The sequence below is a fragment of the Sulfurimonas sp. genome, assembly GCF_041563035.1.
Taxonomy (GTDB): Bacteria; Campylobacterota; Campylobacteria; order Campylobacterales; family Sulfurimonadaceae; genus Sulfurimonas.
This window is the reverse complement of the sequence record NZ_JBFFNS010000001.1, coordinates 451,843-467,870: the sequence shown is the minus strand read 5'-3', so window position 1 is coordinate 467,870 and position 16,028 is coordinate 451,843. Positions and strand designations below refer to the sequence as shown.

The window sequence follows — 16,028 nt, the reverse complement described above, 5'->3', positions numbered from 1 at the left end:
TAAAGGATTAATTATGGGTTTTAGAATAAACAGCAACATAGGTGCTATGAATGCTAGCCTTCATTCAAATCTCAGTAACATGGGAATGAACAAAAGCTTAGGTTCACTCGCTTCTGGTTCAGCTATAAACTACGCTGCATATGATGCTTCAGGTCTTGGTATAGCAAATCAACTATCAGCGCAGGTATCTGGTCTTGGTCGTGCCATTATGAACTCAAACGAGAGCATAGGTATGCTTCAAGTTGCAGATGGAGCACTTCAAGAGTATGGAGATACTTTGGAGAGAGTTCGTACACTTACGCTTCAGGCTTCAAATGGAACTCTTGGTGCAAGTGACAGAGCTATCATCCAAAAAGAAATAGATTCTCTTATGGAATCAGCAGATAATATTGCAAAAAGCACTACGTTTAACGACATTAATCTTCTTGATGGTTCAGGTGGTAGTGCTGGTAATGGTACATTTATAACTCACACTGGAGCAAATACAGATGAGAATCAAAGTGTGACTATAGGTGATGCACAAACTGCTTCACTGCTTAGTGGAGCCATAGACGTAACAACACAAGCAGGAGCTTCTGCATCTCTTAGCACTATTGATGATGCTATGAAGAGTATTGACGGTATGAGAGCTGACTTGGGTGCTGCTCAAAACCAACTTATGTCTAACATCAGAAATATTTCTGTTACACAGATAAATGTAGCTTCAGCAGAATCTCAAATCAGAGATATAGACTTTGCAGCAGAGAGTGCAAACTTCTCTAAAATGAATATACTATCTCAAACAGGTTCTTTTGCGCAGGCTCAATCAAATGCAGCTCAAGCAAATGTACTGAATCTATTTAAGTAAAGAGACTAAACACTCTTTACTTATCCCTTTATCCCATCTGCTCTTGAATTCATCAAAAATGAAAAGAACACTTTTATATAAATCATAAACGGTATAGTCCAAATTATAGAAGACCAAAGATATAACTCACTTATATAATTCTCAAAAAATGGAACCAAACTTCTCATTAGCGTTGCCACTATTATCAGTCCTACCATCAGATGCGTATAGATGTTTGATGTTAGATGCCTTCCTGTATGAATAGTACCTATGATAATCATAACAACAATGTACGCAAGTCCTATACCACCACTTGTTATGAAGTGTCTAAAGTGATTTATAGCGTCTATGTCCGGGTTTAGTAAATCCCATCCCATAAGAGCGTAACCAAGAGAGAGCATTACAAAAATAGACGAAAGGTAAATTACAAAAGGCTGATTTAGTATAAACTCATCTTTTAGAGCATAGTCAGCTGTAATTCCAAGGATAGATGCTCCCGCAGCTAATCCCAGCCAACCTAAGGCTGAGTTTTGCGGATATAAAAATTCTACTACCGTAAAAAGAATTACCGCAAATATTGCCAAGTTTGTTTTTGGAGGTCGTGATATATAGATATCATCGATACCTTTATCTTCCATAAGTTCATTGATTGATTCCATGTTTGCACGTCTAAGCGCCAAGAGTATTAAAATTACAATAGCGCCAAGTGCAATTTTTAAAATAGACATCGAATCGGTAGATGCAAGACCTGCTTGAGATGCAAAGAACCAAGTCTCTATGATAAATAGAGCTAAGAGGGTATAACCTAGAGATGCATGACGTTGTAACTTGTCTAAAACAGCATCTTTAGCAAACCAGATAAGCCATCCAAGCATTGCTAAGTTTAAAAAAGCAACTATATAAACACCGACTATATCTATAATCCAAAAACTTACTCTTCCAGCCACCCAAAGAATCATGATGTACTTAAGTCTTTTTCCAACAAAAGGAACCATTCCCGGAAATAGTTCTGGAATACCAGTAGTTAAAAAGGCCATAGCTCCTGCAGTCAAAATACCAAATAACATCTCATAAACATGCCAAGTAAGAGTGTCGTTCATAAACGGAATATTTATAATCCCACTCCAAACAAGACCCCACATCAACATTGTAATAATCATATATGGCGCAAGTAGTAAAAAGGCAGGTCTAAAACCATAAGCTAAATATGTAGGGATATCTTTTTCATCAGGATAATAAAGATAATGGTTAGTAGCGTGAAGCTTTTGTTCTTGTTCTAATTCACTCATTACTTTAACTCCAATTCAAATGTGTCTATAATCTCTGCATCTTGTAATATTTTTGCACTCTCACCATAAACATACTTGTCATCTCTTAAATTTTGAGATAGTTCATATGAAAACTTTTTTACTATGTGACCAGGGTCTGCTTTTAAAAGAAGTATCTCATCGCTAAGTCTTATGGCTTCCATCAAGTCATGCGTAATGAAAAGAATGCTTATCTCTTTTTTAGAGATCATATCTATAAGTATGCCTTGAAGCTCTTTTTTTAGACCGATATCTAAAGCAGAGAATGGCTCATCAAGAAAAAGGAGTGAAGGTTTTACAACCAAGGCTCTTGCAAAACTAACTCTTTGCTTCATACCTCCACTCAAATCTTTTGGAAACTTCTCAAAGTCATTCTCATCTAATCCAAACTGTATAGCTATCTCACGTGATTTTTCTATGGCTACACTTCTTTTTTCTCCAGATGCTAAAAGACCTAAGGCTATGTTGTCTATAACATTTTTCCAAGGAAGAAGTCTCGCTTCTTGAAAAGCAAATGAACTGCTTGCAAATGTATTACTTACACTTCCCTCTTCTACATCTAAAAGTCCAGCACATAGATGCATAAGGGTAGTCTTACCTCCTCCACTAGGTCCTACAACAGATAGGACTTCACCTTTTTTCAGCGTGAAGTTTATGTCACGAAGTATTTCAGTAAAACCGAAGTGATGGTTTAAGTTCTTAACTTCTAACTTCTCCATAACTCAACCTCTTTTTTAATCGGCTCTAAAATAATGTACTCAACAAACATAAGTGAACCTATCATGATGACAACCAAAGCTAAGGCTGTCGGAGTATCTAACTGACTTCTTGCAACTGCTAGAGTCGCACCTATTCCATCACTTGTTGCTAAAAGTTCAGCCATTACAACTATCTTCCAAGCCATACCAAGACCACTCACCCATGCAGGAAATACGTACGAGAAGATATGTGGAAAATATACGTCAAGAAACTTCATATGCCAAGGCAGATTAAAACTATCTGCCATCTCTTTTAAATCACCATCAAGGGTACGTGTACCTTGAAGTGCTCCAACAAAGATAATAGGAAAAGATGCAACTATAACCGTAAATATAACAGTTTCATCTCCCATACCAAACCATATCATTGCTAGAACTATCCAAGCGATTGGAGGCATACCTACCAGTATGGTAACTATAGGACGACTCATCATAGATGCTGTCGCAAAGAAACCGGCAATCAGTCCAAAAGTAGAACCGATAAGTAAGGAGATTCCAAAACCTATAGATGCACGGTAAAGAGTTGTATTTATCTCTGCGATTATCTCTTCATCTTGTAGCATTATGAAAAGAGTTTTGAAAGTCTCTAATGGTGAAGGTAAAACCAAATCACCATATACTTGATTTCCAACATCCCAAAGAGCTACAAACAGAAGTATAGAAGCTATAGCTCCCCAGCCACTCCAAAGATAGGCCGGGAAATCTTTAATTATTTTTAGAGCAAATTTCATCTACTTAGCTTTATAGTAAAAAGTCTCTTGAGGAAGTTGACCACCTATACTTTTAGGCTCTTCTTCTTTTAAAACATTGAAGAAAAACTCTATTTTCTCTTTTGCATCTAAAGCTGAAATACTTTTCATATTGATATGAGCTATAGAATCAGCCACACCCTCTTCTGTAAGTAGGTCAATTTTATCTGCAACTAAGACTCCTGCTTCATTTGGATGAGACATATACCATGCTAATGACTTATCATACTCCTCCATAAAACGTGCAATAATCTTTTTGTTTGTCATACGACCTAAAACTGCCATACCAGCTTGAGGGATGCTGTTGTCAGTGTTAAAAACTCTTGCCCACTCATCCTGAAGGTCTACACTTCTGTACAAGTCAGGTGCTATGATTTTTACAGGAAAAGACTTTGTTTTACGAAGTGCCACTGATATAGCAGGTTCTGCCAAAAGTGAGTGGTCTATTCTTCTGAGGATTAGCATCTGCATTGCATCTATAGGTGAACTTACATATACAAGTTCAAAATCTTTTTTGGGATCTAGTCCTTGCTTTTTAAGAAGCTGTTTAAAAACAATGTCTGGCATATCAGCACGAAAAGGTACAGCTATCTTTTTACCCTTAAAATCCTTAAGAGTCTTTAGATTATTATCTCTACTAATCATGCCCAATATTCCCCAAGTAGATACATTTAAAAGCTGAATATCAACGCCTTTGTTGTTTAAAATTGCTGCTGTATTTGTGGGAACAGCAACAAAGTCGACATCACCTTTGATTACAATAGCACGAAGTTCATCAGGGTTTTTCCACAGTCTGAACTCAACTTCTTTTGCGACATCTTTCAATGCACCTCTTTCTATCATATGCAATACCGGATGCGACACAGAAGCAAATGGTCCAGCAATAACTATCTTGTCAACTTTTTCACCTGCTTGTAATGAAGTGAATGTTAATAGTACTAAAGCTATAGTGCTATAAATAATATTTCTCATATTTTTCCTTTAAATCTAAACTAATTAATCGAATAATATCAATAATGATATTAATTATCATTGATATCAATCAAGTTTTTTTAAAATAGATATCTAAGTCTAAATATAAGTCTCTGTTTTTCAAGAGGCTGATACTCTTTTACATTGTAATTAGCAAGAAAAGAAATCCCTACCCCGACATGTACTTTTGGTTTTGAAAAAGGTAAAAACTCTATTTGGGGAGTTATATAACCAACAGTTCCGCTAAAAGCTTTAAATGGAAGCATACTTCTCAAAACTGCATTTGTATCATCACCCATATCTGTCTCAGAGTTATACTTACCGTTATACTCTATTCCCAGATTTATGTGATTTGTTACTGCTTTAGTAATGGATATGTCATAACTTAGTTCGTTACCAAAGTCATAGTCGTTTTCAGCCAGTGGTCTGTATGTAAACATAGTGTGAAGATCTACTCTTAGAGTCTCATCTATAAGAGTTGAGAAACCTGCTTCAGCCTTATACTCAAAAGCACCTGTACCCATCTGTGTTGGCATTGGAGTATTTACATCAGGTGCAAAAGGCGGTGCTTTTTTAAAACCACTATCAGTTGAACCTGTAGGAAGTTTAACACCTGCTCCGATAGATACTTGAAAACCATACTCACTCATAGGAAGTACAACATATCTACCCATAACTACTGCATCACCTATTCCACTATTATCTATAGCTACCTCATTTGGTCCAAGTTTAGCAGTAGCTTCGAGTTGTTTGTATGGAAGCACTACTCTTATATCCATCCCATTTGCTACACCATATTTTAGTGCAATAAGCGTTACATTTGCTGTAGCGTCTAGATTCTCTTTATTATTTACTTCACTAGTACCGTTATACATATTTTCTCTATTAAAGTAAATATTTTTGATTCCGACTTTTAATTTCCCTTCAGGAAGTACCATTGCACCACCTTTAGAGTTTATTCCAGGTATTACCTGTGCGTTTAATAAAACTGAACCTGTAAGTACAGCTACTATAAATATTTTTTTCATTATTTCTCTTTATATTTATAGATAGACTTTAAAAAATCTATCTATATTTAATTTTTATTTGAAAATTTAAATTAGGAAATTCTTATATATATCAGCATAACCAAAAAGTGCTACGCTCTTCATAGATATATAAAGTAAATATAACACTCAAGAAAAGTGCCTTCATCTATATTTTATGCTCTTAGAATATTTTTAATCTTTTTATTTCATTTAACTCCTTAAAATATTTTTTTAAGCTTTTTAACAAGGCTTACCGGTAAAATTTTTTATAGATTTTTTATTATCATATTCAAACATTTCTTTCCTCCAAAAATTTATTAAACTCTATCTCTACACTGCTAGTTCCCCTTCTTGTGCAGATTAAAGGAATACTCTGCTTTTTGGCGGATTTTTTAAAATAGCTCATCGTATTGTGTTTTAAAAAATCTGTTAACATAATCACTGCATCTGTGTTTGCTGGGATTTTTTTATGCGAAGTAGAATTTTTTCTTGAATCCCAGTGAGTTGTTTGTGTTACACCAAGAGATCTCAGCAACTCTGTTATAGTATTAACTTTGTCACCACCAATAAGTAAAACTGACATTTAAACTCCTTTTTTGATAATCGTTATTAAAATACTACACGCTTTAACCTTAAAGTATTATTATATTGATAATTAATATCATAATATCTATTTGCTTTTTTATTCCTAAGATTACATTTGTATGATATAATCAATTTTTTTTGATAAAAGGCTTACTTATGATGAAATATTTTCACCGTCAGGTGCAACTGTGGGGCGAAGATACTCAAAATCTTCTACAGACTAAAAAGATAGCTGTTATAGGTTCTGGAGGACTTGGTAGTTCTCTAGCTTTTGCTTTGGGTGCTAGTGGTATCGGTGAGATTCACATGGTTGATTTTGATGAAGTTTCACTTCATAACATTCATCGCCAGATTGCTTTTAAAGTCGGTGATGAAGGTAAAAATAAAGCTGTTATAAATGCTCAGCTTATAGAAGAAAGATGTCCTTACGTTAAAGCCATTGCTCACGAATGTAACTTTGAAGAGTTTTCTAAAAAGAATATTGATGTAGACCTTATCATAGATGCTACTGATAATCTTCCAAGTCGTGGTGAGATAAATGCGTACGCGAAGAGTAAAAATCTACCTTGGTTATACGGAAGTGTTGAAGCTTTTCATGGGCAGGTATGTTTTATAGAAGAATCATCTTTTACGGATGCATTTAAGATTATTAAAAAGACACCAGCTGGGATTGCAGCACCTATAGTTATGCACATTGCATCTCTACAGGCGAACTTGGCTTTAAGATATTTAGCTGGACTAAGTGTTAAAAAAGATACTCTTTACTATCTATTTTTTAACGAAGAAGGAGAGCTAATTACTCAAAAATTTGGACTTCCAAAACAATAGAGTTGAAAGAATTAGTCTTGTTTGTGAATTATTTTAAAAATAGATGATTGACAATCAAGTTTCTTTTTAAGTTTAGTAGCCTCATTTTCAGTAATCATATGATCTTTTAACGCTTCATCTATTACAGTTTGTGAAAGGTAAGCATGTTTCATAATATTTAATTCCTTTATAATAAGTATAAAATTATACTATACTTATTATAAATTCAAGATAAATGGATGAATGATAATTCACAAACAATAAAAGCTAGAGTTTAGATATATAGTCCGCTAGTACTATTATCTGTTCATCATTGAGTTTAGAAGCCTGTCCTTTCATAATGCTCTTCATCGTCCCACCATAAGATCCATCTTTATAGCCGTTTAGTGCCAGTTTAATATCTTGAGGACTCCAGCCTTTTATTATTTTTGATTTTCCAAGGGCTGATTTTTCAGCATTTTGACCATGACAACTTGCACAAGCGTTGAACAATGTCTTAGCATCTAGAGCTGCTGATGCGACTGGAGCATCTTTAACTACAACCTCTTTTGGTGCAGTTAATATCTCTACCATAGGAGCTGATTTTACAGGGGCACTATCTTGTAAAACTGTTTTAGGTTGACTCTTTTGAACTTCTTCTTTAGACTCATTACTACATCCTACTACTAAAAAAAGTGCTAATACTACTGACAATACTATCTTCATAATTGACTCCCTTTTGCTTTTGTATAAGGATATCGTTAAAGTGCTTCTAATACATTTAAGATATAATTGCAATAATTTAAGATAAGCGATAATATATGAATTTTGAACCATATCCATTTGAAAAACTAAATAATTTACTTAAAAACATTGTCCCTAACCCTGACTATGCTCCATCAGCTTTAACAATTGGTGAGCCACAGTTTGAGACTCCGGCATTTATACAAAATACACTTTGCGATAATGTTAGCTTACTCAAGAAATATCCAAAGACTTCAGGTGAAGAAAATCTAATTAAATCTCAAATAAGATTTGTTAAAAAGAGATTTGGTGTTGAGTTAAAAGATGAAGAAATTATTCCTACATTTGGAACTCGTGAAGTACTTTTTAACTTTCCTCAGTTTTTACTTTTTGATAAAGAAAATCCAACTATGGCTTTTACAAATCCTTTTTATCAAATATACGAAGGTGCAGCTATAGCTTCAAAAGCTAAGATGCTGCTTCTAAACATGGATGAGGGTAATGACTTCAAACCGACGATAGACGAAGAAGAACTTAGTAACTGTGATCTTGTAATCATAAACTATCCAAACAACCCTACATCTGCAACACTATCTCTTGAAGAATTAGGTCATTGGGTTTATCTTAGCCTAAAGCATGACTTTGTTTTAATAAATGATGAGTGTTACAGTGAGATTTATACAGACAAGCCAATACCATCACTTTTAGAAGCTTCTATCCATGTTGGAAATACTAGCTTTAAAAATATACTCGTAGTAAATTCTATCTCAAAACGCTCATCAGCACCAGGACTTCGTTCAGGTTTTATAGCGGGAGATGAAAAGATTTTAAAAGAGTATATGAAATACAGAACGTATGTTGGTTGTGCATCTCCACTTCCTCTTCAAAGTGCAGCAGCAGTTGCATGGAGTGAGGAAGTACATGTTGAAGCAGCTAGAAAAATATACAAAAAAAACTTTGCTATTGCAAAAGAGATACTAGGTATTAAAATGCCGGAAGCTACTTTTTATATTTGGTTAAGAGTTGAAAGTCCTTTAGAATTTACAAAAAAACTATATAAAGAGTACAATGTAAAAGTATTACCCGGTGAATACTTAGCAAGAGATGATTCTAAAGGTGAAAATCCAGGAAAAGATTTCGTAAGAATAGCTTTAGTAGAAGACGAAGAAAAAACAAGAAATGCGTTAACAAGAATCAAGGAGTGTTTAGCATGAGTGTAGAAGATTTAAAAGCCAAAGTATTAGAGGCACAAAAGAACTCTGACATAGCTTCACTTTATGTATTAGAGCAACAGGCATATGATACATTTGATGAAGATACATTACAAGGCTTTTACACTAACATCCTTGATCTAGCCTTAGAAAAGCTAACAGATACACTTGAAGCTCATAGAGTAATGGACATAACTGAAGTTCAAGACTTTGCAACTCTAAGAGCACTTTATGAGTACGCTATGGAATACTATCACTCAGGAAACATCTCAGATGCAAGTGCTCTATTTGAAGTACTAAGCGGACTTACAAAAGATGAGCAATTTTCTAATGCATTAAAATTTCATTGGATAGCTTCTTCAGAAAATATTAATCTTGACGATTTTATGACTAAGATAGCAGACATGGATGCTACACAAAACGCGGGTACATTTTATATAAGTGCTTTCACAAAAGAGGCACAAAAATTGCTAGATAAATCCCAAATAGATGGGGAGTAAGCGTATGAAGATTCATTTTATCGGAATTGGTGGAATAGGCATATCTGGTTTAGCGCAATACATGCACTACAAAGGGCATGAAGTTAGCGGTTCAGATATCTCAGACAGTGTAATTACCAAAAAACTCCGTGACTTAGGTATAAAAGTTACCGTTCCGCATAGCGCAGACGCTATAGACTCTCAAGACTTGGTAGTTCACTCAGCAATCATTCGCCCTGATAATCCAGAAATCATAGCTGCTAAAGAAAAAGGCATAGAAGTACTTGCTCGTCGTGAAGCTCTACTTCAAATCCTTGATACTTCCAAAGTATACTCAGTTGCAGGTGCTCATGGAAAAAGTACGACTACTGCAATTTTAACAGCTATCATGGATGGTTCTGCAATTATAGGTGCAGAGTCAAAAGCATTTGGATCAAATGTAAGATATGATGAAACAAATGACATAATGTTATTTGAAGCTGATGAGAGTGATGGAAGTTTTATCAACTCAAATCCTCACTGTGCAATAGTTATCAATGCTGAACCTGAGCACATGGAATATTATGACTATAACTATGAACTTTTCTATGATTCGTATAAAACTTTCATCAACTCCGCACCGTGTCGAGTTTTAAATGCAGAAGATCCTTTCTTAAGTACGCTAAAAAATGATGTTGACGCTCACTGGCTGTATCCAAGCAGTGATATCACAAACATAAAGTTTGTACTTATAAACGATGAACCACACACAAGATTTACTCTTAAAGATATGGGATCATTTGATGTATGGGGATTTGGCAAGCATATTGCCTTAGACGCAGCATTGGCAATTCTAGCTGCAAATGAGTCGATGGACATCGAAGAGATAAGAGCTAAACTTCTTACATTTAAGGGTATAAAAAAACGTTTTGACATTGTTGGTGCTGAATCTGACAGTGTTATCATAGACGATTATGGTCACCATCCTACAGAGATCAAAGCAACATTTGAATCAGTAAAAGAGTATGCAAACCTAAAGGGCTTTGATAAGATCACTGCCATCTGGCAACCACATAAGTACTCTCGTACAATTGATAATCTTGAAGAGTTCATAAAATGTTTTGAAGGTGCACAAGAGCTTATTATACTTCCTGTATGGTCAGCCGGTGAAGCTCCTCGTGACATTGACTTCAAAGAGAACTTCAAAAACTATAACCTTACAATGGCAGATACTATACAAAGAGCAAATAACAACATAACTGTTATCAAAGACAAAGAGACTCTAAAGACTTTAAATAAGGGTCTTATCATCGGTTTTGGCGCCGGAGATATAACTTACCAAATCAGAGGAACTGCTTAAACATGGCATATATAGCGGGACTAGTAATAGTAGGGCTTTTCTTTTTAGCTCTACACTACTTTACAGAACTAACAAAATCTCAAAAGACTATGATTACTGCTGTAATCTTAGTTGTCGTTTTTAGTGCTGTTGCTTTTAACGCATATAGCAACGCACAAAGAGACAAGATGCTAAACGTTGTTATGAAGTTCAACCAGAGCAAAACAGTAAACTGTAATGGCATAGATGTTAACAATTCAGACTATACTATAAGCATCGGGACTTATACTTTTATAGGCAAAGAAAACACTCCCAATTATGGTCAAATGATCAGTGCATCTTCTTGTGAATAGTCAAATTTCAATATTTAACAACACATTTTGTATTATTCAGCTATACTGTTGTCAATGAAAGATGATTCTAGTTACATCTTTAGTCGGCTTTGTATTGATAACTCCTTTGTTAACAGTTAAATTCACCTAAAAATTAGACTTTATATTAGATTTTCAACCACCTTTTCACAAGGGTGTATTAAAACACAAAGGATTTACAATGGCAGCATTAGTAAACGGCACAGTTAAATGGTTCAACAGCGAAAAAGGTTTCGGATTTATCGAGCAAGAAAATGGTGGTAAAGATGTATTCGTACATTTCCGTCAAGTTAACAGCAATGGTTACGATCGTGTTTCACTAAACGAAGGTCAAAAAGTTACTTTCGAAATTGGTGAAGGCGAAAAAGGCCCTCAAGCAGAAAACGTTACAGGTCTGTAATCTTTCTCTATTGAGCAGATTTTTCTGCTCAATACCTTTCAAATAACTTCTTTTCAAAACCCTCCAACTTAAAACTTCTTAATAATCAAAATTTAGCTAAAATTGCAAACAGCAAAGCAACTAATAGGTAAAATAATATAATATGGCAACTGACAAAACTTCTAAACTAGATTTACTAATAACTCAACTCGATTTAACTGAACATATAGAGCAATTTAAAAGCTTTTTCTCACGTCATAGTTCACTATATATAGAGGGTGACCAAGAATTACACTTTCGCTATATAAAAGCACTTGATAAGGTAGAGTTCAAAGCTCCACCGAAAGTTGCAGACTTTTACAACATAAAAGGACATCTTAAAAAAAGAGGTGTACTGAACTTTGAGCAGATATTTGAGATAGTCAAGGTAGTTAGATATTTTCGCTACTTTAAAAACCGTGAGCTTGATGGTATCATCGGTGAGTGGATGAGTAAGTTTGAAGTTCATGAGAAGTTCCATGATGTAGAAAAGTACTTTACTTCCGATGGAAAGTTTGAAGAAAATCTTGATGAAACACTATTTGGCCTGAGTGCCAGAATAAAAGAGCATAAAAATAATATGAGCAGCTCAATGAAGAGAATGATGTCAAGCTCTAAACTTGCAGGCTACTTGGTTGATACTCAGATTCATTATGTAAATGATGAAGAATGCCTTTTGGTTCGCGGTGGATTTAACCATGTTTTAAAAGGTGCTGTTGTTGGAAGAAGTAGCGGTGGTTTCTTTTATGTATCACCAGACAGCATCTTAAAATCAAAAGAGCAGATAAGATATATTGAACAAGAAAGAGAAGCAATCTTCTACACTTATGCAAAAGAATTCTCATCGACACTCTCCGAGATTCAACCTTTTATAGCCTATATAGATAAAGAGTTTACAAAGTTTGACAACTACCAAGCAAGAGTTTTGTTTGCCAGAAGTAAAAACCTACAACTTGTAAAGTCAAAAAATGACTCTAAAATCATTCTAAATAGCTTTACTCACCCTGCCCTTCAAAAGCCTAAACCAGTCGACGTTGACTTTAGTAAAAACATACTTATGATTACAGGTGTAAATGCCGGTGGTAAAACTATGCTTTTAAAGTCGATTTTGTCGGCTGCGTTTATGGCAAAATATATCATCCCTATGTCACTTAATGAAAACAAATCACATATAGGAACTTTTAAAGCAGTTCTTTCTATCATAGATGATCCTCAAAATGTAAAAAATGATATCTCAACATTTGCAGGACGTATGCAAGAATTCTCTAAGATATTTGAGTATAAATCAGCTCTAGTAGGTATAGATGAGATAGAACTTGGAACAGACAGTGATGAGGCGGCAGCTCTGTTTAAAGTCATACTTGATGATCTGGTAAAAAGAGGACAAAAAGTTGTAGTTACAACTCACCACAAACGTTTAGCTGCATTGATGGCTGATCGTGATGATGTAGAACTAATGGCAGCGATATATGATGAAGAACAAAGAGTTCCTACTTATGAGTTTATGCAAGGAATCATAGGTAAGAGTTATGCTTTTGAGACTGCAAGCAGATATGGAATCTCTAATACTCTAGTAAATGAAGCAAAGAGTGTTTACGGTGACAACAGCGAAAAACTCAGTCTTCTTATAGAAAGAGGTTCCCAACTAGAACGTGAGCTAAAGCAAAAGCATAATCAAGTTGATGATAAACTAAGTGAGTTAAGACTTAAAGAGTTAGATCTAAAAGAGCAAAAAGAAGCGCTATTTAAAGAGATAGAAAATCAAAAGAACGAACTTAAAAACAGTTATGCACTTGCTATAGATGAAGCAAAGACAGCAGCAAGAGCCGGAGATACAAAAGCTATTCATAGAGCCATGAATAAGGCAAATGAGAAATTACCAAAAGATAAAAAAGAAATAGTACCAAATGATTATGTATTTCAAGTTGGTGACTTTATTAAGTACAGAAACAACAAGGGTAGCATTATCTCTATAAAAGACAAAAAAGAGGCACTTATAGAAGTTGGAGGCATGAGACTTAGAGTGAAAACAAAAGACCTCAAACCAACTAAAAATATATATGTAAAACCTCAAACAAACATCAAAGTAAATGTAGAGAAAAAAGCAGGTTTAAAATGTGACTTACACGGAATGAGAGCCGAAGAAGCAGAAGAGACACTAGATAAATTTCTCTCAGATGCACTGCTAAATGGCTGGGATGAAGTGATTGTTTATCATGGAATAGGAACAGGTAAACTTTCTTATGCTGTTAAAAACTTTTTAACTGCGCATCCAAAAGTTAAAAAATTCGAAGATGCACCACAGCATTTTGGTGGATTTGGCGCAAAGATTGTTACTCTTTAAACAGTTATTATGATAATATTTTTCTTATTATCATAAAGGCTTTCAATGAAGATACTTCTATCCCTATTACTAACATTCTCATTTGCATTATCTGCACAAATAGATGAGTTTGCATCTGAGGTTAAATACTCAAGAGATTATAATACAGCTCTTAAAACTGCGAAGCAACAAAACAAGCCACTTATGCTTGTGGTCGTCGGTGATTTCTGTCCTTGGTGTAAAAAGTTTGAAAGAAAAACTCTAAACTCTACCTTGATTCAAAACCAAGTAAAAAAAGATTTTATACCTATTATTATCGACAAGACAAAAGACAAAGGCAAGTATCCACCTGAGTTCTACGCTAAACGTATTCCTACCGTCTTCTTTATAGACCCTAAAACACAAAAACATGTTTTCGAATCTATGGGCTATTCGAAAAAAGTAACATTTGCACAAGATATGGATCTAGCTTTAAAAGCTTACCAAAGAGCGCAAAAACAATGAAAAAAATAATTCTATTTTTACTAATTTGCAGCTCACTATTTTCACAATCTTTTTATACTTTAGACAATATAAAATCTCTGAGTCTATATATGCCTAATAAAGCAACTTATATGGATAAAGAACAAAAGAAGAGCTTAAAAGATAGTGTTGTAAATAGACTAACAGACGCAGGTTTTGTGTTTGGTAAGACGGATGCTACAACATTCATGTTAAAAATAGACTCAATCAGTGTTAATGATACTGAGGTGATATATATTCAACTAGGTATAGGAGAAGAAGTTTTAACTTCACGTCCCGGTAAAATACACTCATTTGCTTTTACATACTTAGCAAATGATTTTATAGACTCTGATGAACCTCTTCAAGATACAATAGAATCTGTAAACTTTTTAATGTCTGAATTTCTTGAAGCCTACAAAGATGATAATGAGTAATAAAAAAATAGCAATTATCGGTGGTGGTGCTTCTGGGCTTCTATGTGCCATTCTTTGTGCACGTAAGTCTCTTGAAGTAGATGTTTTTGAGCAAAACTCAAAATGTGCTAAAAAAATACTGGTATCTGGCAATGGTCGTTGCAACATTACAAACAGAAACTTAACTCCACATGACTTCTTTAGTGACAACCCATCTTTTGTCACAGATGCACTTGAGAGCTTTGGTTTTAAAGAGTTTAGCGATTTTGCTTCAAGTATTGGTCTTTTACTTGATGTTAAAGATGACGGCAGAGCTTATCCTCTTAGTAATGAGTCAAAAAGTGTAGCTTCACTTCTTCTGTCTCACGCACAAAACCTTGGTGTTAAAATCCATACAGACACTAAAATAACTGATATAAAAGAACTACTAGAAAAATATGATTCGGTTGTTGTTGCATCCGGTTCAGAGGCAGCTGAGCATCTGGGTGGTAATGGTGACGGATATGAATTTGCAAAAGAGTTTGGACACAACATAGTCCCAACCTACCCTTCACTTGTACAGTTGCACTTAAACTCGGCTATTGCCCACAAGATGAGTGGCGTAAAAACTGTAGCAGATGTAATACTTCTTATAAACAACAAAAAAGATATCTCGACTAATGGTGATATCCTTTTTACAAACTACGGAGTCTCGGGTTTTGCAATACTCGACATCTCTCAAAGAGCTAGTGTAGCTCTGATGGAGTACGCAAAAGTAGATATCTCAATAAACCTGCTCCCCTCTTTTAACGCTCAAAAACTTTCAACTCATATCAGTAATTTAGCCAAAGCAGTGCCTAACTTCTCAGCTCTTGATGTATTGGCAGGACTTGTTCCTCTCAAGATAGCTCAAGGACTACTTAAAAGTCTAGAAATACCACAAGAGACAAGTGCGAAAGATATCCACACCAAGCTTAGTAAAAAAATAGCCAACCAGATGATGAACTGGCGTTTTGAAGTTACGGACACTCATGGCTTTCGTCATGCAGAAGTAAGTGGGGGTGGTGTAGATACACTGGAAATAAACCAAAAAACGATGGAGTCTTTAAAACAGAAAAACCTCTACTTCTGTGGCGAAGTCTTAGATGTTTTAGGTAAACGCGGTGGTTACAACTTCGCCTTTGCATGGGCTAGTGCATATCTATGTGCAAAAGATATAACAAAGTCATAGTTTGATAAACTATTGTCATATATAAA

General features: G+C 34.9%; 19 protein-coding genes. 11 read left to right on the top strand and 8 right to left on the bottom strand.

Going from position 1 to position 16,028, the window contains the following annotated elements; genetic code table 11:
- The first annotated feature begins 13 nt into the window (after positions 1 to 13).
- Positions 14 to 847: a flagellin gene (locus ABZC13_RS02190; protein ID WP_372999360.1), complete on the top strand. Its 834-nt coding sequence runs from the start codon at positions 14 to 16 to the stop codon at positions 845 to 847.
- Positions 848 to 867: 20 nt separating this feature from the next.
- Here the strand turns inward: ABZC13_RS02190 and ABZC13_RS02185 are convergent, their stop codons facing one another.
- From ABZC13_RS02185 to ABZC13_RS02160, 6 genes are all read right to left on the bottom strand, one after another.
- Positions 868 to 2,115, bottom strand: coding sequence for an NnrS family protein (locus ABZC13_RS02185; RefSeq protein WP_372999356.1), 1,248 nt, complete (start codon positions 2,113 to 2,115; stop codon positions 868 to 870).
- Positions 2,115 to 2,852: an ABC transporter ATP-binding protein gene (locus tag ABZC13_RS02180; protein ID WP_372999353.1), complete on the bottom strand. Its 738-nt coding sequence runs from the start codon at positions 2,850 to 2,852 to the stop codon at positions 2,115 to 2,117. The genes ABZC13_RS02185 and ABZC13_RS02180 overlap by 1 nt, the downstream gene beginning before the upstream one ends.
- Positions 2,840 to 3,622 carry an ABC transporter permease gene (locus ABZC13_RS02175; protein WP_372999350.1) on the bottom strand — a complete coding sequence of 261 codons (783 nt, stop codon included), beginning with the start codon at positions 3,620 to 3,622 and terminating at the stop codon, positions 2,840 to 2,842. The genes ABZC13_RS02180 and ABZC13_RS02175 overlap by 13 nt, the downstream gene beginning before the upstream one ends.
- Positions 3,623 to 4,612 carry an ABC transporter substrate-binding protein gene (locus ABZC13_RS02170; protein WP_372999347.1) on the bottom strand — a complete coding sequence of 330 codons (990 nt, stop codon included), beginning with the start codon at positions 4,610 to 4,612 and terminating at the stop codon, positions 3,623 to 3,625.
- An 80-nt stretch (positions 4,613 to 4,692) separates the two neighbouring features.
- Positions 4,693 to 5,640, bottom strand: coding sequence for a transporter (locus ABZC13_RS02165; protein WP_372999344.1), 948 nt, complete (start codon positions 5,638 to 5,640; stop codon positions 4,693 to 4,695).
- 289 nt (positions 5,641 to 5,929) lie between these two features.
- Entirely contained in the window at positions 5,930 to 6,223 is a 294-nt protein-coding gene (locus tag ABZC13_RS02160) for a DUF2325 domain-containing protein (protein WP_372999341.1), read from the bottom strand.
- A 158-nt stretch (positions 6,224 to 6,381) separates the two neighbouring features.
- Here ABZC13_RS02160 and ABZC13_RS02155 point away from each other — a divergent pair, with 158 nt between their 5' ends.
- A complete protein-coding gene (locus tag ABZC13_RS02155; RefSeq protein WP_372999338.1) occupies positions 6,382 to 7,053 on the top strand; it encodes a ThiF family adenylyltransferase in 672 nt (223 codons plus the stop codon).
- An 11-nt stretch (positions 7,054 to 7,064) separates the two neighbouring features.
- Here ABZC13_RS02155 and ABZC13_RS02150 read toward each other — a convergent pair whose 3' ends face one another.
- Both ABZC13_RS02150 and ABZC13_RS02145 read right to left on the bottom strand, forming a co-directional pair.
- The gene (locus tag ABZC13_RS02150) at positions 7,065 to 7,205 is read right to left on the bottom strand and encodes a hypothetical protein (RefSeq protein ID WP_372999335.1); all 141 of its coding nucleotides are present in this window, start codon (positions 7,203 to 7,205) and stop codon (positions 7,065 to 7,067) included.
- A gap of 94 nt (positions 7,206 to 7,299) precedes the next feature.
- On the bottom strand, positions 7,300 to 7,737 hold the full coding sequence (locus tag ABZC13_RS02145) for a cytochrome c (protein WP_372999333.1): 438 nt from the start codon (positions 7,735 to 7,737) through the stop codon (positions 7,300 to 7,302).
- 95 nt (positions 7,738 to 7,832) lie between these two features.
- Here ABZC13_RS02145 and ABZC13_RS02140 point away from each other — a divergent pair, with 95 nt between their 5' ends.
- The 9 genes from ABZC13_RS02140 to ABZC13_RS02100 all read left to right on the top strand — a co-directional run bounded on the left by ABZC13_RS02140 (position 7,833) and on the right by ABZC13_RS02100 (position 16,002).
- Positions 7,833 to 8,969 (top strand): succinyldiaminopimelate transaminase, encoded by a 1,137-nt coding sequence (locus ABZC13_RS02140; protein WP_372999329.1) that lies wholly within the window; start codon positions 7,833 to 7,835, stop codon positions 8,967 to 8,969.
- Positions 8,966 to 9,466: a hypothetical protein gene (locus ABZC13_RS02135; RefSeq protein ID WP_372999326.1), complete on the top strand. Its 501-nt coding sequence runs from the start codon at positions 8,966 to 8,968 to the stop codon at positions 9,464 to 9,466. Before ABZC13_RS02140 ends, ABZC13_RS02135 begins: the two co-directional genes overlap by 4 nt.
- Before the next feature lie 4 nt (positions 9,467 to 9,470).
- Positions 9,471 to 10,784 carry a UDP-N-acetylmuramate--L-alanine ligase gene (gene murC, locus ABZC13_RS02130; protein ID WP_372999323.1) on the top strand — a complete coding sequence of 438 codons (1,314 nt, stop codon included), beginning with the start codon at positions 9,471 to 9,473 and terminating at the stop codon, positions 10,782 to 10,784.
- Between the two features lie 2 nt (positions 10,785 to 10,786).
- Entirely contained in the window at positions 10,787 to 11,116 is a 330-nt protein-coding gene (locus ABZC13_RS02125) for a hypothetical protein (RefSeq protein WP_372999320.1), read from the top strand.
- Between the two features lie 199 nt (positions 11,117 to 11,315).
- Complete coding sequence (locus ABZC13_RS02120) at positions 11,316 to 11,534, top strand: cold-shock protein (protein WP_294963258.1); 219 nt, start codon at positions 11,316 to 11,318, stop codon at positions 11,532 to 11,534.
- Between the two features lie 142 nt (positions 11,535 to 11,676).
- Positions 11,677 to 13,896, top strand: a complete 2,220-nt coding sequence (locus tag ABZC13_RS02115) for an endonuclease MutS2 (RefSeq protein ID WP_372999316.1) — start codon at positions 11,677 to 11,679, stop codon at positions 13,894 to 13,896.
- A 45-nt stretch (positions 13,897 to 13,941) separates the two neighbouring features.
- On the top strand, positions 13,942 to 14,379 hold the full coding sequence (locus ABZC13_RS02110; RefSeq protein ID WP_372999313.1) for a thioredoxin family protein: 438 nt from the start codon (positions 13,942 to 13,944) through the stop codon (positions 14,377 to 14,379).
- Positions 14,376 to 14,813 (top strand): hypothetical protein, encoded by a 438-nt coding sequence (locus tag ABZC13_RS02105; protein WP_372999310.1) that lies wholly within the window; start codon positions 14,376 to 14,378, stop codon positions 14,811 to 14,813. Before ABZC13_RS02110 ends, ABZC13_RS02105 begins: the two co-directional genes overlap by 4 nt.
- Entirely contained in the window at positions 14,806 to 16,002 is a 1,197-nt protein-coding gene (locus ABZC13_RS02100) for an NAD(P)/FAD-dependent oxidoreductase (RefSeq protein WP_372999306.1), read from the top strand. Before ABZC13_RS02105 ends, ABZC13_RS02100 begins: the two co-directional genes overlap by 8 nt.
- Positions 16,003 to 16,028: the final 26 nt, after the last annotated feature.